The sequence below is a fragment of the Nitratireductor sp. GZWM139 genome, assembly GCF_030068685.1.
GTDB lineage: Bacteria > Pseudomonadota > Alphaproteobacteria > Rhizobiales > Rhizobiaceae > Nitratireductor > Nitratireductor aquimarinus.
Genome location: NZ_JAMQML010000006.1, coordinates 46,697 through 65,983 on the forward strand (window position 1 = coordinate 46,697; position 19,287 = coordinate 65,983).

Genomic DNA, 19,287 nt, shown 5'->3' on the forward strand with positions numbered 1-19,287 from the left:
TCTCAACCTGCGTAGCGCTGGAAAACCAGCGTGGCGTTGGTGCCGCCAAAGCCGAAGGAGTTGGAAAGCACAGTATCGATCTTGGCGTTGTCGATGCGCTTGCGCACGATCGGCGCGCCCTCGAACTCGGGGTCGAGCTCGGTGATGTGCGCGCTCTCGCCAATGAACCCTGCCTGCATCATCAGGATCGAATAGATCGATTCCTGTGCGCCTGCGCCGCCGAGCGAGTGACCGGTCAGCGACTTGGTCGATGCGATGTGCGGGATCTTGTCGCCGAACACCTGGCGGATCGCTTCGATCTCGCGGGAATCGCCCACCGGCGTCGCCGTGCCATGCGTGTTGATGTAATCGACATCGCCGGTCACCGTGGAGAGCGCCTGCTTCATGCAGCGCACCGCGCCTTCACCCGAAGGAGCAACCATGTCGAAACCGTCGGAGGTCGCGCCATAGCCGGTCAGCTCGGCATAGATCTTCGCACCGCGCGCCTTGGCGTGCTCGAGCTCTTCCAGAACCAGAACGCCCGCGCCGCCAGCGATGACGAAGCCGTCACGCGTCGCGTCATACGCACGCGAGGCCGTGGCCGGCGTGTCGTTGTGCTTGGAGGACATGGCGCCCATGGCGTCGAAGAGGTTCGACATGGTCCAGTCGAGATCTTCGTGGCCGCCGGCGAACATGATGTCCTGCTTGCCCCACTGGATCAATTCCGCCGCATTGCCGATGCAGTGTGCGGAGGTCGAGCAGGCCGACGAGATCGAGTAGTTCACGCCGTGGATCTTGAACCAGGTGGCGAGCGTCGCCGACGCAGTCGAAGACATGGCCTTCGGCACGGCGAACGGTCCGATGCGCTTGGGCGAGCCCTTTTCGATGGTCGTCTGCGCGGCTTCAAAGATGGTGCGGGTGGACGGACCGCCCGAACCCATGATGATGCCGGTGCGCTCGTTGGTGATGTCGCCTTCCTCGAGGCCGGAGTCGGCAATCGCCTGCTCCATGGCCACGTGGTTCCATGCGCCGCCCTTCGAGAGGAAGCGCATGGCGCGGCGGTCGACGACCTCAGCCGGATCGAGCGTCGGTGCGCCCCATACCTGGCAACGGAAGCCGTGTTCGGCGAAATCTTCCGAGAACGAAATGCCCGATTTTGCATCGCGCAGCGAGGCGGTTACCTCGTCTGCGTCGTTGCCAATCGAGGATACGATTCCGAGACCGGTGACGACGACACGTCTCATGATGCTCTCCTTGGGCCGAACGTCGGCCGCCAGTCAGTGATTGAAAATCAGGCTTCCTGCTTGGCCAGGCCGACGCGCAGGTCGGTTGCCTTGTAGATCTGTTCGCCATCGGCCTTGAGCCAGCCATCAGCGATGCCGAGCACGAGGCGGCCCTTCATCACCCGCTTGAAGTCGATGCCGTATTCGACCTTCTTCACGTCAGGCGTGACCATGCCCTTGAACTTCACTTCACCGGTGGAGAGCGCCATGCCCTTGCCGGGTAAGCCAAGCCAGCCGAGGTAGAAGCCGGTCAGCTGCCACATGGCGTCGAGGCCAAGGCAGCCAGGCATCACCGGGTTGCCGATGAAGTGGCAGGGGAAGAACCAGAGGTCCGGCTTGATGTCGAACTCGGCGCGGGCATAGCCCTTTCCGAACTCACCGCCCTCTTCCTGAATGTCGGTGATGCGGTCGAACATCAACATGGGCGGAGCAGGCAACTGGGCGTTGCCGGGTCCAAAAAGTTCACCCCGGCCGCAGGCCAGGAGATCTTCGTAGTCGTAGCTGTTCTTCGTTTGCGCCATCAAAAGCCATCCCGTCCATGGTCCGGTCGTGCCGAAACCTTTCTTGTCATTGTGCGCTCTCCCTATCACAGCTTGTTTCTTGCTGGAAACAGCCGTTGTGGGAATTTGCAAAACCGGCCATGACTGCCCCCGAAAAACTGCCGCTATTGATCGCTTTGAATGGAGCGAATATATGTCGGATGAAGAAAATGCTGCAGCCAGAGCCGGGAAATACAATCCGGGGCTCATGCAACAGGAAAGACGGACGGTTTCATTGTCTATCTCGAACGAAGGACAGAACGTCACGCTGGAAGAGCGTTTGAGGAATGCGGGCCTGCGCCCGACACGCCAGCGCATCGCGCTTGCCGATCTCCTCTTCGCCTCCGGTGACCGCCATGTCTCGGCCGAGGCGCTGCATGAGGAAGCCCAGCATGCCGGCTTCTCCGTTTCGCTTGCCACCGTCTACAACACGCTGCACCAGTTCACCGAGGCGGGCATGCTGCGCATCGTTCAGGTGGAAGGCGCACGCACCTATTTCGACACCAATGTGTCCGATCACCATCACTTCTTCTTCGAGGAAGACGAGACGGTGTTCGACATTCCCTCGCGTGGCGTCGAGGTCCGCAACCTTCCCGAACCGCCGGAAGGTATGGAAATCGCGAATGTCGATATCGTTGTGAGACTGCGCCGCAAGCGCCACTAGAGCAATTTCAGGAAAAGTGGGAACCGGTTTTCCGTCCGGAATTGCGCAAAAACAAGCATTCGAGCGTTTTTGCAATTCCAGGAAGAGCGGGAACGCTCTGGATCGCCGTGCATCCAGCCGGATGCACGAAGGACGCGGCAGCCCCCCTGCTTTCACTTTTCAGTCCGATATTCTGAGGCTGCGGCGTTCGCCGCCCGCGATCAATCCTTGATCGTTTCGCCGGGATAGGCGCCCCAGATCTGCGACTGGTTCACCCAGCCCGAATAACCGGCGAATTCCATTTCACACCAGTCTCCGTTGCAGAGCTTGATGGAGCCGATCGCGCCGGGCTCGATATGGGCCACGAGGCGCGCGTCTTCCTGCGGGTCGGCGCGCAGTTCGATATCGGCTTCCTTGCCCTTGAACCACGGGGCCGCGATGGCCGTGCGGCGGCCTGAGAGCAGCGCCTGGTTGATCCAGCCTTCTGCGCCATCGGCGTCGCGCACGCGCCGCCAGTTGTCGTATTCCTGGATGATCTCCATCGGCAGACCGGACTTCATGTACATCCAGTTCACCGCGTAGCTCAGCCCGGGGCCGACGCGCATGTTCACGCGGCTCGATTTCAGGCTGACGAAACGGGGCAGGGGCAGCCCGCTCGGGCCGACCTTCTCATTCGGTTCAGTGTTTGCCTGTGCATGTGTCGTCATTGGCGTCGCAACCAGCATGGCGACGGCAAGGGCTGCAAACAGTGAACGGAATGGCGCGTTGGCCGGCATTGCGGAACTCCCGGTAACCTTGTTCTGGCGGAACGAGCGCTTCCACCCTTTTTCTTTGTCTTGGCCGCCACCGCTTGATAGAGAGAAGGCAGCCCGGCTCGGCATTGCAGTGTCGCGTATCTTGGTTAAAGAGGTATCAACAGGGCGTTATTTTGGAGACCATATGACCGTCAGGAAGAAGCCTCTCGTCGTCATCACCCGCAAGCTGCCGGATCAGGTCGAAACGCGCATGCGCGAACTGTTCGACGCGCGCCTCAATCTCGACGACAGGCGGATGACACAGCCCGAACTGGTGGCTGCGGTCAAGGAAGCCGACGTTCTTGTTCCCACGATCACGGACCGGATCGACGCCGCCCTCATCGCGCAGGCCGGCGACCAGCTCAAGCTGATCGCCAATTTCGGCAATGGCGTCGACAATGTCGATGTGGTGGCCGGCGCCAAGAAGGGCATCACCGTCACCAACACGCCCAATGTTCTCAATGAAGACACCGCCGACATGACCATGGCGCTCATGCTCGCCGTGCCACGCCGCCTGACCGAGGGCGCAGAGGTTCTGCGCAGCGGCGGCAAGTGGGATGGCTGGTCGCCCACATGGATGCTGGGGCACCGCATCTGGGGCAAGCGTCTTGGCATTGTCGGCATGGGTCGCGTCGGCACCGCCGTGGCGCGGCGCGCAAAGGCGTTTGGCCTGTCGATCCATTATCACAACCGTCAGCGGGTTTCCCCGGCCATCGAAGACGAGCTGGAGGCGACCTATTGGGACAGCCTCGACCAGATGCTGGCCCGCATGGACATCATCTCCGTCAACTGCCCTTCAACGCCTGCAACCTTCCATCTCCTGTCGGCGCGCCGGCTGGAGCTGATGCAGCCGCGCGCCTATCTGGTGAACACGGCCCGCGGCGATGTGGTGGATGAGGATGCGCTGATCCGCCTGGTCGAAGAGGGCAAGCTGGCAGGCGCAGGGCTCGACGTCTTCGAGCATGAGCCGTCGGTCAATCCCAAGCTTCTCAAGCTCGCGAAGAAGAACAAGATCGTGATTCTGCCGCATATGGGCTCGGCGACCATCGAGGGTCGCATCGACATGGGCGAGAAGGTCATCATCAACATCCGCACCTTTTTCGATGGTCACCGCCCGCCGGACCGGGTTCTGCCGAAAAACGTCTGAGCCGGCTTCTCAGCGCCTATTGGCTTGATCACTGCGTGGTGCTCGCCGCGCAGCGATTTCGTTTGCCCAAAGTTTCCTGACCGTCGCGTGGTGCGTGGTTCGACAAGCTCACCATGAGGGACGGGGGCTGTGTAGACGGGGTGGTGAACTGCCCCGAATATTCGAACCGGCCTCCCTGCCAGACACAACGACCCTCATGGTGAGCTTGTCGAACCACGCAGGGGCTCACTGCAACGGGTAAGCGGTAATCTCAGCCCGCACGCCGCCGGTATTTCACGGTTTCAAAACGGGCTGCCAGCGCATCGTAAAGCAGCAGGCGGCCGATCAGCGGTTCACCCGCTCCGGTGATGAGCTTGATCACCTCCATCGCCTCCAGCGTTCCCATCACGCCGGTCAGCGCGCCGACAATGCCGGCTTCCGCGCAGCTTGGCACCAGTCCCGCCGGCGGCGGTTCGGGAAAGAGATCGCGATAGCCCGGCAGCGGGTTGCCGTCGCCGTCCCGCTCGAAGGGCTTGAGCACGGTCAGCGACCCGTCGAAGCGGCCCACCGCCGCCGTCACGAGCGGGCGCTCCACCGCCGCGCATGTGTCGGCCAGAAGGTAGCGCGTGGCGAAATTGTCCGAACCGTCCACCACGATGTCATAGGCGGCGATGATGCCGGCGGCATTCTCCGCATCAAGCCGCTTCACATGCGTTTCGACCGTCACATGCGGGTTGATCCGGAGAATGCTTGCCCGGGCGCTCTCCACCTTCTCCATGCCGACACTGCCCGTGTCGTGGATCACCTGACGCTGCAGGTTGGAGAGCGACACCGTGTCGTCGTCGATCACCCCCAGCGTGCCGATGCCGGCAGCCGCCAGATAGCTCAGAACCGGTGCGCCGAGCCCGCCTGCGCCGATCACCAGAACCCGCGCCTTCTTGAGCTTCTGCTGCCCGGCGCCGCCGATCTCCGGCAGAACGATATGGCGGGCATAGCGCTCCAGCTCGGTGTCGGAAAGGGCGGCGGGGGATGTGGTTGTCTCGGTCATGCGGCGATCTTATCCGGCAGGAGAGAGGGTGTCAGCGTGGTTCGTGGATCGCGCCGGCCGATACGGAGAAAAACTGCGCGCGGCCTTCGATGGCCGAGAACAGGCTTGCCTCCGTGCCGGTCATGAAGGCCTGACAGTTCAGCTCTTCCAGAATCGAGAAGAGCGCTGCCCGCCGGTCCGGGTCGAAATGCGCGGAGATCTCGTCCAGAAGAAGGATGGGCGCGCTGCCCGAAAGCTCGCCGGTCAGGCGCGCATGAGCGAGAATCAGCCCCACGAGAAGCGCCTTCTGCTCGCCGGTGGAACAGCGTGCGGCGGGCATGTCCTTGGGCACGTGGCGCACCAGAAGCTCACTGCGGTGCGGGCCTTCCAGCGTGCGGCCAGCAGCGCGGTCGCGCGGGCGGTGGTCGCGCAGGAGCCGGCGGAACATTTCCTCGACATCCACGGCGGCGTTCTGGCCGATCTCCGCATCGATCGTGCCTTCCAGCGCAATCTCGGCGGTGGGGAAGGGGCCATCGGCGGGCAGGCGCTCATTCATCGCCGCCAGAAGGCGCACCATCTCGGCGCGGGCCGCTGCAATCGCCACGCCGGTTTCGGCCATCTGGGTCTCGATGGCGTCGAACCAGCCGGCGTCGCGCGAATCCTCCGACAGAAGGCGGTTGCGCGCCCGCATTGCCTTCTCATAGTCGAGCGCGCGACGGCCATGGGCCGGGTCGATGGCCAGAACGAGACGGTCGAGAAAGCGGCGGCGGTCGCCGGCAGGCCCGGTGAACAGCGCATCCATGGCCGGTGTCAGCCACAGAACGCGCACCCATTCGAGCATGGCGTCGGCGGTTCGCGCGGTTTCGCCATTGATGCGCAGGCGGCGGCCGGTTTCAGCGCCCGGCTGCATTCCGGCAGTGCCGGTGCCGATCTCGCATTCGTCGAAAGGCCCTTCAAGCCTTGCATGGATGGCAAAGCCCGTTTCAGCGCCCACGCGCGCAACATCGTCGAACTTGGCGCGGCGCAGGCCACGGCCGGGGGAGAGGAAGGAAACGGCTTCGAGCAGGTTCGTCTTGCCGGCGCCGTTCTCGCCGGTCAAAACCACGGCGCCCGGCGCGAGATCCAGCGCCAGGGCGTGATAATTGCGGAAGTCGGTCAGGCTAAGCCTGGTTACGTGAACCTGGGCTACGGGCTGCCTGCCGGATGTCTGCTCGACCAAGGGAGAGCCATCGACGCCTAGACGCGCATCGGCATCAGAACGTAGAGCGTGCTTTCGTCGCCTTCATCCTGCACGAGGGTCGGCGAACCGGCATCGGCCAGGAGGAAGCGTGCATTGCCGCCCGAAAGCTGCGCCGCCACATCCAGAAGATAGCGGGCGTTGAAGCCGATCTCGATGGGGTCGGATTCGTAATCCGCCGCCAGCTCTTCCGTTGCCGAGCCCGAATCCGGGTTGTTGACGGTGAGCGTCACCTGGCCCTCGGCGATGGTCAGCTTCACGGCGCGGCCGCGCTCGGAAGAGATGGTCGAAACGCGGTCCACGGCAGAAGCGAAGGTCTGGCGGTCGATCACCAGCTGCTTGTCATTGCCGGTCGGGATCACGCGCTGATAGTCGGGGAAGGTGCCGTCGATCAGCTTCGAAGTCAGGATCACGCTGCCGATTGTGAAGCGGATCTTCGTGTCCGAAAGCTCAACCGTCACGGCCACGTCGGGCGCGTCCACCAGCTTCTGCAGCTCACCCACGGTCTTGCGCGGAATGATGATGCCCGGCATGCCTTCGGAGCCGGCCGGCGCTTCCATCTCGGCGCGTGCAAGGCGGTGTCCGTCGGTTGCCACGGAGCGCAGCTTGAGGCTGCCCTCGGACTCGATCGTGTGCAGGAAGATACCGTTCAGATAATAGCGCGTCTCCTCGGTGGAGATGGCGAACTGCGTCTTCTCGATCAGCGCCTTCAGATCCGCCGAGTCGAGGCGGAAGATGTGCGAGAAATTGCCGGCGGAAAGCTCGGGGAAGTCAGACTGCGGCAAGCACTGGAGGCGGAAGCTGGAACGTCCGGCCATCACCGACATGGCATTGCCGTCTTCGTCCGTCTTCAGCATCACCTCTGCGCCGTCCGGCAGCTTGCGCACGATGTCGTAGAGCAGGTGCGCGGGCACGGTCGTCGCGCCGGCCTGCTCGATTGTCGCGCCCGCAGCCTCGGTCACTTCGAGGTCGAGGTCGGTCGCCTTCAATTGCAGGCTCGCGCCGTCAGCGCTCAGAAGCACGTTGGACAGAATCGGGATGGTGTTGCGGCGCTCCACCACGCGATGAACATGGTTCAGGGACTTCAAAAGGGTGGAGCGTTCCAGAATAACACGCATGACCAATCAATCTCACTTGAATGAAGAATAGCCCGGCAAACATGACGCATGTCCAGGACAGCCGTGAACAGGCTTGATTTGACCCAAAATGACAGGAAATCAACGGGAAACGCAAGCCTGTCATGGGCTTACGCGCTCGTTCGCCGCGCATTCTGGGGAAAAGAAGGCTCCTGGCGGCGTTGCGCCGCGCCGCCCTGGCTGCGATGCGCCCCCTGCCGGGAACAAAAGAGCGCCTTTCCGGCTGGCGGCGGCGCTCCAATAGGAAAATGCCGGCAGGCTCGAAAACCTGCCGGCCTGTCCGGTTAAGCCTGGTCGCTGATCAGGCGCTTCAGGAGTTCGATCTCCTGTGCAAGCTGCCTGTCGCCATCGGTCAGACCCTCGATCTTGCGCACCGCATGCAGCACCGTCGTGTGGTCACGCCCGCCGAAGCGGCGGCCGATCTCGGGCAGCGAGCGCGGCGTCATGACCTTGGAGAGGTACATGGCCACCTGGCGCGGCTTCACGATGGTCCGCGTGCGGCGGTTGGACAGAAGCTCCGTCTTCGACACGTTGTAGTGCCGTGCGACGATGCGCTGGATGTCCTCGATGCGCACACGCTTGGGCTCGCCTGCACGGCACACATGGCCGAGTATCTCGTCGATCCGGTCAATGGTGATCTGCGGCTCGAAGGAGTGGCGGAACAGAAGCTGGTTGAACGCGCCTTCCAGTTCGCGGCCGCTGCCGGTCACGGAACGTGCGACATGGACCAGGATCTCCTCCGGGATATCCAGCGATGCGTCCTCGGCCTGCGCGCTCTCAAGGCGCTGCTTCAGGATCGAAAGGCGCATGGCGAAATCCGGTGCGCCGATCTCCAGCGAAACGCCGCCATTGAGGCGCGACTTCACGCGCGGCTCAAGCGATTCCAGCTCTGAGGGCGGCCGGTCTGCGGCCACCACCACCTGACGGGCGCTGTCGAGCAGCATGTTCAGGAGATGGCAGAACTCGTTCTGGATCGACTTGCCCTGCAGGAACTGCATGTCATCGATGATGAGAAGATCGATGTCGCGCAGCTGCTCCTTCAGGGTCAGCGCATTGTTGTCGCGGATCGCGGTTGCGAAGCGCCACATGAAGTATTCCGCCGTCAGGTAGACGACACGGGCCTGCGGCTTGCGGCGCAGCGATTCTGCGGCGATTGCCTGCAGCATGTGCGTCTTGCCGAGGCCGACGGATGCGTGGAGAAACAGCGGGTTGAAGCGAACTGCATTGGAATCGGATTCCGCAACAGTGCGCGCCGCCGCGCATGCCACGCGGTTGGATGTGCCCTCGATGAGGGATTCAAACGTGTACCGGCTATCGAGAGGGGACCCCAGAATGTTGGAGCGTCCCTCAAGGTCCGGCATCTGCGCGGGAGCGGACCGTGCGGCCGGGTTCGCCGAAAGCGTTCCCGTGGCCAGTGCGGTCTGCGGCCGGGTCGAAACCTTGCGCGCTGCCGCCGGCTTGCTGTCCTGGGAGGTGCGTACATTGCGCGTTGCCGTGCGTACGACGATCTCCACCTTCAGCGTGTCTGGCGATTCTTTCTTCCAGAGCTCGGTAATGAGGTCCAGATAATGCCCGTTGATCCAAGAGCGCAGGAAGGCGGTCGGCACCGAGATGCGCACGGAGCCCTTGGAGGCTTCCATGAGCTTCATACGACCGAACCAGCTGGAGTAGACCTCACTGCCCAGACGTGCACGGAGCTGCGTTTTAACGCGCTCGAATACTGCGTCGGAAGGTCCTGCCTTGCTGTCGCTGTTGCCTGCTTCTTTGGTCTCAGTGTCCTTCTGAGACATCTGCTCTTGAAAAGAAAATCCCCCCGAAACTTCCCTTTCAGCGCCGCTTTGCATTCCTTGTGTCCCTGTCGCTTTGAGTGGTGTTTTTACGGAAGAGCCCACCTGAGTTAATTGCCCCTGCTCATTCCGTATCTTTTTGATTGGTGTGTTTGTTCCAGTCAGTGTTGCTCGTCTGACTTTCGGCCCCAAACGCTCCTTTTGCTTTCTACAGACGTAAACTGCAGTTCCAATTAATGTGCGCAGCCACCGGATGATAAAATCGCCGGCGGCAGCATAGCCTTGCGCTCGCTTGAGCAAGTGGCGCGGATGCGCCTCGATCGGTCCCCGACAGACAAGCGGGCAGGGCTGTTTCGAGAGCGCACGAAGCCCCTGCGCAGAATCGGGATTCCGCGTTTCAGTAGGTGCCGATTTGGGCTTAAATTCGTTGGGCTCTGTCCGCCCTCTCGATGGCCTGACATTACCGAAATCCTTGTGGAAAGGGCAAGGGCGAGACTGCCGCTTTTTTGTCGAATCTGCTCTTGTTTCCCGCGCTGAAATCGGCATCGCCCAAGGGGTGTGGCGATAAGCTGTTTGGATTCAAGAGCCTTTTTCATTTGCCGCGTGACCGAGTCGGGGCGGAAAAAAATCTCAAAAAATAACTTGACATTTCAGGGTCTCTCCGGCGTCGGGGATGACATGGATAACCTGTGGATAAAGGTTTGTAAAACACTGAAATAAAAGGGGAATATTGAATGACGACCGTTGGATGGCGTTCGATATGTGACGGCTTTGCACGATTCCCGGCCGTCTTCCTTCAAGAAAAGAAAAAGGCCGGTCTCAAACGTCGGTGACGTGCTGAGAGCCAACCTTTTGATGGGCAAAGAAAAACCCGGCACATGGCCGGGTTTCTCAGGAATATCTAAGCGATATATCAGGCGCTAAGCGATTTCACGCGCGCGGCAAGGCGGGACACTTTCCGCGATGCCGTGTTGCGGTGAAGGACGCCCTTGCCGGCAGCGCGCATCAGCTCGGGCTGTGCTGCCTTGAAGGCGGTTTCCGCTGCAGCCTTGTCGCCAGCGGCCAGCGCTTCTTCGACCTTGCGAACGAAGCTGCGCACGCGCGAGCGACGGTTCTTGTTAACCGCAGTACGGCGAGCAATCTTGCGAACCGCCTTCTTGGCCGAAGTCGTGTTGGCCATGTTTCCTCTCTCGTCTCTACAGATTTTGCCGCGAATTCTCTCGCGGACGCAAAACAAAAAGGGCAGCCGCAGGGCCACCACAGTCGTGGCGGCTTATAGTAGAGCTTTCGGGCAACGTCAACGCCTATTGCCCTTCAAACCGCCCCGGACTGCATGTCTGCGGCCAACCGGCCGCCTCAGGGGCGGTTCCGCAGCATTGCCGCGGAACCTGATGGCCGCACTTCTCAGCGATTCTTGAAGTTCGCGGAGCGCTTTTCGGTGAACGCCGACATGCCTTCCTTCTGGTCGTCCAGGGCAAACATGGCGTGGAACACGCGCCGTTCGAACCGCAGGCCTTCGGCAAGCGTCGTCTCGTAGGCGCGGTTGACGGCTTCCTTGGTCATCATCACGGCCGGAAGCGAGAAATCGGCGATCTTGTCGGCGGCCTTGAGCGCCTCCTCGATCAACTCGCCCGGCGGAACCACGCGCGACACGAGGCCGGAGCGCTCCGCCTCGGCGGCGTCCATCATGCGGCCGGTCAGGCACATATCCATCGCCTTGGATTTGCCGACAAAGCGGGTGAGGCGCTGAGAGCCGCCCATGCCGGGCATGACGCCGAGCGTGATCTCGGGCTGGCCGAACTTTGCGTTGTCCGCCGCGATGATGAAATCGCACATCATGGCCAGCTCGCAACCGCCGCCGAGCGCATAGCCCGAAACCGCCGCGATGACCGGCTTGCGCACGCGCGTCAGCCCTTCCCAGCCAGCAAAGAGGTCTTCCAGATAGGCGTCGACATAGTTCTTCGAGGCCATTTCCTTGATGTCGGCGCCGGCGGCAAAGGCCTTCTCCGAACCGGTGAGCACGATGGCGCCAACGCGCGGGTTCTCGTCAAAGGCTTTAGCCGCTGCGACGACTTCCTCGAGCACCTTGGAGTTCAGGGCGTTGAGCGCTTTGGGGCGGTTCAGCGTGATCAATCCCACGCGCTCCCGCGTTTCCACCAGGATCGTTTCATAGGCCATGGTCTGTTTTCCTCTCCGTGTTCGTGAAAAGAGCTAGCGCTGGCAGGACGGGCAGAAGAATGTGGAGCGCCCGGCCTGAACGATCCGCCGGACCGTGCCGCCGCATTCTTCGCGCTGGCAGGGTTGTCCCTCCCGGTCATAGACCTTGAAGGCGTGTTGGAAATATCCAAGCGAGCCATCCGCCTTCACATAGTCGCGCAATGATGAGCCGCCGGCTGCAATCGCCTCGGCAATGACCGCGCGAATGGCAGTGGCGAGCCGCTCGCACCGCTCAGACGTTCCGCGCTTCGAAACGATGGACACGGCTGTGCGCCTTGGCGAGAGCCGGGCGCGCCACAGCGCCTCGCACACATAGATGTTGCCCAGCCCGGCGATGATGCGTTGGTCGAGCAGTGCCGCTTTCAGGGACGTTTTCTTTCCGCGCAGGCGTTCCGCCAGTTCCGCACCGTCCAGCGCATTGCCCGTCGGTTCGATCCCGAGTCCGGCCAGAAGCGGGTGACTGTCGAGCCGTCCATCGTCATGTAAGAGCATGAAGCCGAAACGGCGCGGGTCGTTGTAGACGACGCGAATATTGCGCCCGTCGACGCCTTTCAGGTGGAAAACGGCATGATCGTGTTTCTCGGCCTTCGAGCGTTCATGATGAAACTTGCCGGGGGCGGGGTGTTCCTCTTCCTCATCCTGATCGACGCGGAACGAGCCGGACATGCCGAGATGGCAAAGCACCACGTCGGAGGTTTCCAGGTGGATGAGCAGGTACTTTGCGCGGCGGCCAAGAGCGATGATCTCCTGACCGGCGAGACGCTTGTTGAAATCCGGCGGAAACGGAAAGCGCAGGTTCGGACGGCGCAGCTCGACGGAATCGATATGCGCCCCCTCCATGACCGGCTGCAGCCCACGGCGGACCGTTTCGACCTCTGGCAATTCAGGCATGTGTGGAATGCTCGCTGAAGAAGTATGGGCTCTGATGCGGGGCACGTGGCTGAGGGAGCGGTATCCTGCAAGCGCCGTAAAGCGTTGAACTGCCCCGCAGGAGGCAGTTCACGCCGGTCGAGCCGGAGCTTTCATGAATGAAAAGGAATGCGCGCGCCATGCCCGGTTCTCATTGCTCCCGTTCACCAAGACATAGAAGGGTGGCCGGGGCTTTGCAATCGGACAGAACATCGCCCTTTGGCGATCATAAACGGGCAGGCGCGTATTCAGCAGTCCGAGCAGGGAATGGAGCTGCTCATGCGTGGGCGCAGATAGTAGCGCTCGCTCATCTGCAGATTGTCGAGACCCGCCATCGCGGTGATGCCGAGCGACTTCTGACCATTGCTCGACCAGGTGATGATCGGCTTATAACCAAGCGATGTGGTCGCCCTGATATAGAACGCCCCCTTTTTCATGAGTTTCTGGGGGATCGTGGTGATGCTGCCCTTGGGCAGGCCAGGCCCGGTGGAGCCGTTCTTCAGCTCACGCGACCAGACGACCCTCACCTCCGGTGTGTCTTCATCGGTCACCTCGATCGCGGTCAGGGTGATGTTTGGCTCGGAGCGGTTGTAAGGTTTTAGGATCGCGCCGCCGATCTTCATGATCGCATCGGCCTCACTCGGCGTGATCGATGGCTGCTGGGCTGCCAGATCGCCGATCATGCTGGCGGCGCGGCTTATCTTCTTGTTGGCGTTGATCGCCTGACCGAATTCCAGGGTCAGGAAATACATGGCGAACAGGATCGGCGCGACGATCGCGAATTCGATGGCCGCCACGCCGCGTCTGTCGCGCAGGAAGTCGCGTATTGCAATCATGAGCCCCATCCTGCCGCCGTCCGTCTTCTGGTGGTGTTTCATCTCGTTTTCCCCGCGCCTCTGCCAGAGTTTCGACTGCATCAGAATGGCTCGTTCTGCCAGGTGCTGGTCGAGTAGAGCAGCATCTTCCCGTCTGGCAGCCGCTCGGCCAGAATGTTGGTCACCACGGGCCAGTGGTAGAAGACGCGCAGCATGTTTTTGGACAGTGCCGGCCCCAGATCGACCTCTGTGTTGATCGAGCCGTCAGCATTGAGGGCGAGCGCCGCCTTGGCGGCGTCCTCGAATGTGTCGAACTGGCGAAGATCGACTTCAAGGCCGGGGCAGGTGTTCGACATGAGGATGGAGATGCGATCGCAGATCAACTGGCGGAGCTTGGTCTCGTCGAGCGTTACCCGCTGCTCCTGTCCTGTCCGGAAAAGCCGCGCCACGTCATCAGTTGCGTTGGTCAGCAATTGCTGCGCTGCAAAGGCGATGCTGGATTCCAGGATCACGAAGATCAGAAAGAAGAAGGGTATGCCGAGAAAGGCGAACTCGATGGCCGTCGCGCCTTCGTCGTTCTTGATGAAGCGCCTTAAGACGCGGCGTCCCAGACGCGCTCCGATACCGTTCTGCTTTTTCCGCTCGCCCATTTCCGGCCCCTGAGGTGAAAACCCAACGGGACGAACATTAGCGCGTTCAGGTTGCATTCCGGTTTTGACGACCAGTCGAATTGAAGCGCAAGGTTTCAGGTTTTGTAAACCATGCGCCTGCCGCTTTTCGAAAAGCGGGGAGGTGCTACTGGCTGGAGTTCAGCTCGGCTTCGGAAAGGCGTTCGGCCTCGGTCTTGTAGGCGCTCTCGCAATAGGGCGTGCAGGACAGCGTCTGCACATTGGCGCGGCGATAGATGCGAACCGAATCCACGGTCTGCCGGCTGACCACCACCTGCTCGTCAACGACGGGTTGCCCGTCAATGTCGAGCACGACGAGGTTGGTCACGCCGAAGCCCTTGCCGGTGAGAACGATCGTGGTGGCGTCCTGCACGGCGGCGTCCGCAATTTCCGGGTTGCCGATGACGATCGTGTCGGCAGGCCGGGCCAGCTTCACGATCTTCGCCTGGTTCATCACCACTTCGATTGAGGATGTGTCTGCGAGGGTTGTGGCTGGCATCGCGACCAGTCCCGCAAGCAGTGCGACCGATTTCAAGGCCATTCCGGATTTCGAAAATGCGTGGCGCATCGCCCTGCTCCCCAAGTCAAGCTGAAGAGACCATGAACCATATTGGTGAACCAAGGGTTAAGTGCGCCGCCCCGTGGTTGCAGAACCGGTCGCAGAAGGCCGTCCGGTGCGGGTATATATATAATGTCACAAAACGGCCCAGGGTTGCGTATGTGTGATTATGCAACTGTTAACCATTGAGGGCGCTTTGGGGCGGCAAGGTTTTGGTAGGGCTGTTTCTTAAGCTGGTTGAAAGAGCTCCTTCGTATGTTCTGCACATCCGATCAACACACGAAAAAACGTTGACGGTCTTGCTGAACAAAAACGCGGAAGAGGAGTTTTACAAAATGGCTAATCTGTTTGCACGTTTCCTGAAGGACGAGTCCGGCGCAACCGCAATCGAATACGGTCTGCTTGCCGCTCTGATCGCTGTGGGCATCATCACGGCTGCAGGCGAACTTGGCACGAGCATCTCGGGTATCTTTGGCAAAGTCGGCGGTAAGCTCGACGCTGCGACGGTCAACTAAGCCACGCTTTCGGGGGATAGTCTCCCAAACGAAACCGCCTCTCGCAAGGGAGGCGGTTTTTTTGTTTCCGGAGCCACGCCACAGGGCGCTTTCGCGCATTTCACCAAGTCTTAAGCCCGCTCGCGCAGAATGCTCAAAAATCGGGGCAAGGTCATATGCTTGAAGCGGCAATTTTCGTCATATTTCCATTCTGCATGGTGTTTGCGGCGGTCTCGGACATTCTCTCCATGACCATCGCCAATCGTGTTTCGCTGATCCTTCTGGCGGCCTTTGCCGTCATCGCGCCTTTCACCGGCATGGACTGGTCGCAGATCGGTCTTCACATGGCCGCTGGTGCGCTGGTGCTGAGCGTCACATTCGTTCTGTTCGCGGTTGGCGGCATGGGGGGCGGGGATGCGAAGCTGCTGGCGGCCACCGCCGTATGGTTTGGGCTGAGTGTGGCGCTCGTCCAGTATCTTGTCTTCGCGGCGATCTTCGGCGGCGTCCTGACGCTGGCGCTTGTCTATTTCAGGAATTCGCCCCTGGCCCATTTTGCCGGAGGCAATGCGCTTCTGCAGCATCTGGCCAATGGCAAGGCCGGCATTCCCTATGGCATCGCGCTCGGGATTGCGGGGCTGGTCTCCTATCCGGAAACACCGATCATGCAATGGGCCGTTGCCCGACTGGCAGGCGGTTAGTCCTTCGCCTCACGGCTTTGACGGATATGCAGATACCCTGGTGTTTCACCGGGGTATTTTTTTGGGGAGCGAAGCGGCATCCGACGACCGGTCAACACTAAATTAATAACGTCTGTAAGCTTCACGTTAACCATAATTTGACGATTGGAAGCCCATTGTCCGCTTCACGCAAGGTAAGTCCGAGCACGAGGGGCGGAAGTCATGAGCAAATCCCGGATCGTCATTTTGGGTGTGGCCGTACTGGCTGCTCTCGGCGCCGGATATGTGGCCAAAAACCTGACTGCGCCGCAACCGCAGCAGCCGGCCGTGCAGGCCAGCGTGCCGGAACCGACGGTCGATCTCGTCGATGTGCTGGTCATCGGCCAGGACGTTCCCATGGGCTCGGAACTGGGCAGCGGGCTGAACTGGCAGGCCTGGCCCAGAGAAAACATCAACGCCAACATGATCGTGCGCGACCAGAGCCCCGAGGCTCTGGAGGAACTGCGCAACTCCATCGCCCGCGTGAACCTCTATACGGGCGAGCCGTTGCGGCGTTCCAAGCTGATCGGCGAGGGCATGAGCTTCATGTCGGCGATTCTGCCATCGGGAAAGCGCGCCGTCGCCACGCAGATCGCAGCCGACACGTCGGCCGGTGGCTTCATTCTGCCCAATGATTTCGTTGACGTCATCATGACCCGAAGGGCCGAGGACAAAGATTCGGCCAATGGCTTCATCACCGAGACCATCCTCAAGAACATCAAGATCCTCGCCATCGACCAGACCATTCAGGAAAATGAGGAAGGCCGCCGCGTGAAGGTCGGTGAGACCGCCACGCTGGAGCTCACGCCGGAGCAGGCCGAAATCATCACCGTGGCGCAGCAGATGGCCGACCGCCTTACGCTTTCGCTGAGGGCAATTACCGACACCGGCGAAGAGGCGGACGCCAGCGGCGCTTACCTCGTGTCCGGTCGGGGCCGTGGCAACAGTGTCCGCCTTATCAAGTCGGGTGAAGTGACCGAAGTGGGGACCCGTAAATGATCAGGCGCGCCAGCAGGGGAACTTCCGTGAAAAATACGGGCGTTAAAAAAACGGGGCGGATTATGGGCACAAAATCACGACTGACCGCACGTGTTCTTCTGGGCTGCGCAGCAGCGCTTTCCCTGCAGATCGCCATGCCCGCGAGCGAGACATATGCGGCTCAGAACACGGTCAAGGCGAGGGCCAGCAGCGCCACACAGCGCATACAGCTCGGTCTCAACAAGTCGCTGGTGCTGGACCTGCCAAGCGACGCCTATGACATTCTCGTCGCCAATCCAGCCGTTGCAGACGCCGTCACGCGTACCGCGCGCCGGATCTATCTGTTCGGCAAACAGGTGGGCGAAACGAACATCTTCGTCTTCGGAGCGAATGGCGAGCAGATCGCCAGCCTCGACGTTGCGGTCGAGCGCGATGTCGCGGGTCTGGAAGACTATCTGAAACGCTTCATCCCGAACTCCGACATCGATGTCGAACTCATCAACGACAATGTGGTGCTGACCGGAACGGTCGAGACGCCACTCGATGCATCGCGCGCCGCACAGCTGGCGCAGATCTTCGTGACCGGCGGTGAAGCGACCACGGGTCAGTACTCGCAAAGCGCTGCCGCTCCGACCGATGGCGGCGGTGTTGCCATCAACAACCCGGACAAACAGCGTCAGCAAAGCCGCATCGTCAACATGCTGCAGATCATCGGCGAGGACCAGGTCACGCTCAAGGTGACAGTTGCCGAGGTCAGCCGCTCCGTCATGAAGCAGCTCGGCGTGAACATGATTGGCTCGGGCAATGTCGACGGCATCACCTGGGGAGCGATCAGTGACAATTTCGCCGGTCTCGGCAAGTCGCTGTCGCACAGTGGCTTCTCTGTCGGCGGTTCGCTGATTGACGCTTATGTCAATGCGATGGAACAGGCAGGTGTCATGAAGACTCTGGCTGAACCAGCGCTGACCGCCGTGTCCGGCGAGAAGGCGACGTTCCGCGTCGGCGGTGAGTTCAACCTTGTCACAGGTGTGGACTCTGCCGTTTCCGACGAGAACAAGACGGGCCAGACGACGTATGACATTCAGAAAGTCGAATACGGTATCGGCCTTGAGTTCCTGCCGACGGTTCTCTCTGCCGGCCGGATCAGCCTGAAAATCAGGACACAGGTTTCCGAACCCACCACACAGGGCTCGGTTGCGCTTTCTCAGGGCATCCGGTCAAGGGGAACAAACATCATTTCCATCCGCAAGCGACTGGCCGACACCACTGTCGAGTTACCGTCGGGCGGTTCGATGATGATTGCCGGCCTGGTGCAGGACGATGTGCGTCAGGCGTTCACCGGTGTGCCAGGCCTCTCAAAAGTGCCGGTGCTTGGCGCACTGTTCCGCAGCCGCGACTTCGTGCGCAACGAGACCGAACTGGTGATCATCGTCACGCCTTATCTGTCGAAGCCCACGGCGCGCACCGCGCTTGCCAAGCCGGATGACAATTTCACGCCGGCCAGCGATGGCGCGGGCATGTTCCTGGGGCGGGTCAACCGCGTCTACGGAACCATGAAAACCGATCTGCCCAATGGCCGCTATCACGGCGTTGTCGGCTACATCTACAAGTGAGCGGGGAGAAGGCCATGTCGGGGGTGGTCATGATGAAACATGAGACTGGAAATACCGCACGGCTTAAAACGACCGGTGCTGTCCTCCTCATCGGCGCTGCCGCCCTGCTGGCTGGCTGTGCCGCGAAGCGGGACTCGGTGATTGTGGGCTCCATTCCGGATGACTACCGCACCAACCACCCGACCGTGATCTCCGAGAAGGATCAGAAGATCGATTTGCCGGTCGCTATCTCGGCCAAAAGCATGACGCGTGGTCAGGCCGGCACGCTCGCCGGCTTCATGAGCGGTTATGACCGGCGGTCCGGCGGCACGGTCACGGTGCTGGTTCCGACCGGCTCCGTCAATGAGCGCGGGGCGTCCAACATCGCTTCCCAGATTACGCGGCAGCTGCAGAAGCATGGCGTGCCGCCCGAGAACATTGCGGTCGTTTCCTACCGGGCGCCATCGGCAGATACTGCGCCGCCGATCCGCGTGTCCTATCCCGCGATCAGGGCTTCCACCAACCAGTGTGGCCGGTGGCCAGAAGACATTCTCGACACCACGGATAACAAGCATTACGCGAATTTCGGCTGTTCCTATCAGAACAATCTCGCCGCGCAGGTGGCTAATCCCAACGATTTCCTCGGTCCGCGTCAGCAGACGCCCATCGATGCGGAAAACCGGATGGGAGTGATCGACAAGTATCGTGGTTCGGAAAGCAGTTACGAAGCCGGCAAGGTTTCCAAGGAATTCCGCGGCAACCGAGAAGTCCAGTACTAGGCGGGGGCA

General features: G+C 61.2%; 20 protein-coding genes. 7 read left to right on the plus strand and 13 right to left on the minus strand.

Features of this window, described 5'->3' with window-relative positions:
• Positions 1–2: 2 nt before the first annotated feature.
• Entirely contained in the window at positions 3–1,223 is a 1,221-nt protein-coding gene (gene fabB / locus NDI72_RS08890; protein WP_113153831.1) for a beta-ketoacyl-ACP synthase I, read from the minus strand.
• Positions 1,224–1,270: 47 nt separating this feature from the next.
• Positions 1,271–1,783 (minus strand): 3-hydroxyacyl-[acyl-carrier-protein] dehydratase FabA, encoded by a 513-nt coding sequence (gene fabA / locus NDI72_RS08895; RefSeq protein WP_113153832.1) that lies wholly within the window; start codon positions 1,781–1,783, stop codon positions 1,271–1,273.
• 253 nt (positions 1,784–2,036) lie between these two features.
• Here fabA and irrA point away from each other — a divergent pair, with 253 nt between their 5' ends.
• The gene (irrA, locus tag NDI72_RS08900) at positions 2,037–2,465 is read left to right on the plus strand and encodes an iron response transcriptional regulator IrrA (RefSeq protein ID WP_236042250.1); all 429 of its coding nucleotides are present in this window, start codon (positions 2,037–2,039) and stop codon (positions 2,463–2,465) included.
• A gap of 200 nt (positions 2,466–2,665) precedes the next feature.
• Here irrA and NDI72_RS08905 read toward each other — a convergent pair whose 3' ends face one another.
• Positions 2,666–3,220: an SH3 domain-containing protein gene (locus NDI72_RS08905; protein ID WP_113153833.1), complete on the minus strand. Its 555-nt coding sequence runs from the start codon at positions 3,218–3,220 to the stop codon at positions 2,666–2,668.
• A 163-nt stretch (positions 3,221–3,383) separates the two neighbouring features.
• Between NDI72_RS08905 and NDI72_RS08910 the strand changes: the two genes are divergently transcribed.
• The gene (locus NDI72_RS08910) at positions 3,384–4,385 is read left to right on the plus strand and encodes a 2-hydroxyacid dehydrogenase (protein ID WP_283800260.1); all 1,002 of its coding nucleotides are present in this window, start codon (positions 3,384–3,386) and stop codon (positions 4,383–4,385) included.
• Between the two features lie 250 nt (positions 4,386–4,635).
• Here the strand turns inward: NDI72_RS08910 and NDI72_RS08915 are convergent, their stop codons facing one another.
• The 10 genes from NDI72_RS08915 to NDI72_RS08960 form a co-directional block, all read right to left on the minus strand.
• A complete protein-coding gene (locus tag NDI72_RS08915) occupies positions 4,636–5,412 on the minus strand; it encodes a molybdopterin-synthase adenylyltransferase MoeB (RefSeq protein WP_113153835.1) in 777 nt (258 codons plus the stop codon).
• Positions 5,413–5,443: 31 nt separating this feature from the next.
• Positions 5,444–6,610 (minus strand): DNA replication/repair protein RecF, encoded by a 1,167-nt coding sequence (recF, locus tag NDI72_RS08920; protein ID WP_283800261.1) that lies wholly within the window; start codon positions 6,608–6,610, stop codon positions 5,444–5,446.
• 17 nt (positions 6,611–6,627) lie between these two features.
• Positions 6,628–7,746 (minus strand): DNA polymerase III subunit beta, encoded by a 1,119-nt coding sequence (gene dnaN / locus NDI72_RS08925; protein WP_206544368.1) that lies wholly within the window; start codon positions 7,744–7,746, stop codon positions 6,628–6,630.
• Between the two features lie 302 nt (positions 7,747–8,048).
• Positions 8,049–9,449, minus strand: coding sequence for a chromosomal replication initiator protein DnaA (gene dnaA / locus NDI72_RS08930; protein WP_236042257.1), 1,401 nt, complete (start codon positions 9,447–9,449; stop codon positions 8,049–8,051).
• 1,015 nt (positions 9,450–10,464) lie between these two features.
• The gene (gene rpsT / locus NDI72_RS08935) at positions 10,465–10,731 is read right to left on the minus strand and encodes a 30S ribosomal protein S20 (RefSeq protein ID WP_113153839.1); all 267 of its coding nucleotides are present in this window, start codon (positions 10,729–10,731) and stop codon (positions 10,465–10,467) included.
• Positions 10,732–10,955: 224 nt separating this feature from the next.
• Positions 10,956–11,729 (minus strand): enoyl-CoA hydratase, encoded by a 774-nt coding sequence (locus NDI72_RS08940; protein WP_113153840.1) that lies wholly within the window; start codon positions 11,727–11,729, stop codon positions 10,956–10,958.
• Positions 11,730–11,762: 33 nt separating this feature from the next.
• Complete coding sequence (mutM, locus tag NDI72_RS08945) at positions 11,763–12,659, minus strand: bifunctional DNA-formamidopyrimidine glycosylase/DNA-(apurinic or apyrimidinic site) lyase (RefSeq protein ID WP_283800262.1); 897 nt, start codon at positions 12,657–12,659, stop codon at positions 11,763–11,765.
• A 266-nt stretch (positions 12,660–12,925) separates the two neighbouring features.
• Positions 12,926–13,555, minus strand: coding sequence for a TadE/TadG family type IV pilus assembly protein (locus NDI72_RS08950; protein ID WP_283800263.1), 630 nt, complete (start codon positions 13,553–13,555; stop codon positions 12,926–12,928).
• A gap of 38 nt (positions 13,556–13,593) precedes the next feature.
• Positions 13,594–14,142 carry a TadE/TadG family type IV pilus assembly protein gene (locus NDI72_RS08955; RefSeq protein WP_283800264.1) on the minus strand — a complete coding sequence of 183 codons (549 nt, stop codon included), beginning with the start codon at positions 14,140–14,142 and terminating at the stop codon, positions 13,594–13,596.
• A 145-nt stretch (positions 14,143–14,287) separates the two neighbouring features.
• The gene (locus NDI72_RS08960) at positions 14,288–14,701 is read right to left on the minus strand and encodes a pilus assembly protein N-terminal domain-containing protein (protein WP_222474203.1); all 414 of its coding nucleotides are present in this window, start codon (positions 14,699–14,701) and stop codon (positions 14,288–14,290) included.
• A gap of 353 nt (positions 14,702–15,054) precedes the next feature.
• On the opposite strand from NDI72_RS08960, the gene NDI72_RS08965 reads away from it, so the two are divergent.
• The 5 genes from NDI72_RS08965 to NDI72_RS08985 all read left to right on the plus strand — a co-directional run bounded on the left by NDI72_RS08965 (position 15,055) and on the right by NDI72_RS08985 (position 19,278).
• Positions 15,055–15,234, plus strand: a complete 180-nt coding sequence (locus tag NDI72_RS08965) for a Flp family type IVb pilin (protein WP_113156126.1) — start codon at positions 15,055–15,057, stop codon at positions 15,232–15,234.
• 155 nt (positions 15,235–15,389) lie between these two features.
• Positions 15,390–15,911, plus strand: a complete 522-nt coding sequence (locus tag NDI72_RS08970) for an A24 family peptidase (protein WP_113153843.1) — start codon at positions 15,390–15,392, stop codon at positions 15,909–15,911.
• A gap of 201 nt (positions 15,912–16,112) precedes the next feature.
• A complete protein-coding gene (gene cpaB, locus NDI72_RS08975) occupies positions 16,113–16,928 on the plus strand; it encodes a Flp pilus assembly protein CpaB (RefSeq protein WP_283800265.1) in 816 nt (271 codons plus the stop codon).
• Positions 16,929–17,062: 134 nt separating this feature from the next.
• Positions 17,063–18,520, plus strand: a complete 1,458-nt coding sequence (locus tag NDI72_RS08980; protein ID WP_283800389.1) for a type II and III secretion system protein family protein — start codon at positions 17,063–17,065, stop codon at positions 18,518–18,520.
• 14 nt (positions 18,521–18,534) lie between these two features.
• Entirely contained in the window at positions 18,535–19,278 is a 744-nt protein-coding gene (locus tag NDI72_RS08985) for a CpaD family pilus assembly protein (RefSeq protein ID WP_283800266.1), read from the plus strand.
• The last annotated feature ends 9 nt before the right edge of the window (positions 19,279–19,287 follow it).